At 64.0% G+C, this 458-nt stretch carries 1 protein-coding gene; it reads right to left on the bottom strand.

Features of this window, described 5'->3' with window-relative positions; genetic code table 11:
- A partial coding sequence (locus AACY52_RS30995; protein WP_339561494.1) for an aldo/keto reductase occupies positions 1–305 on the bottom strand: 305 nt, incomplete at its 3' end.
- Positions 306–458: the final 153 nt, after the last annotated feature.

Raw genomic sequence — 458 nt, 5'->3', positions numbered from 1 at the left:
AGGAAACCGTCGCGCGACTGCTCAACCGTTTGCGCTTCATCCGGAACCAGCAGACGGCCGACCTTGTTGGACACGACCAGGCCGCTGTCCCCGCGGAGCGCGTCGCCCAGGCGCCGTTCGCTCAGACCGAAACCGTAAAAGGGCGCGGTGTCGAAAAACGCGATCCCGGCGCTGCGCGCCGCGTCGATCGCCGCCCGCGCGTCTTGGTCGCTGATCGGCGCATACAGATTGCCGAGCGCGGCGCACCCGAACCCCAAACCCACGCCCTTATCGGCGGCGTCCCCCGGAGATCGACAATCAAACATCAATTCGCCAATGTGATATTCCAGTACTGTCCTGTGCTATGCTTCAAAATGCAGAACGGCGCAAGGATGGGTTACGGCTGAGGATGAGTATAGCGAAATCCGTCCCAGCGCCGTCAGCCGACGACGCGCGGGCGACCTCCCCCGACCCGCTTG

Origin of the sequence: Pseudomonas sp. EA_65y_Pfl1_P113 (assembly GCF_963970525.1) — a bacterium.
Taxonomy (GTDB): Bacteria; Pseudomonadota; Gammaproteobacteria; order Pseudomonadales; family Pseudomonadaceae; genus Aquipseudomonas; species Aquipseudomonas tritici.
This window is presented reverse-complemented; position numbering and strand designations above follow the sequence as displayed.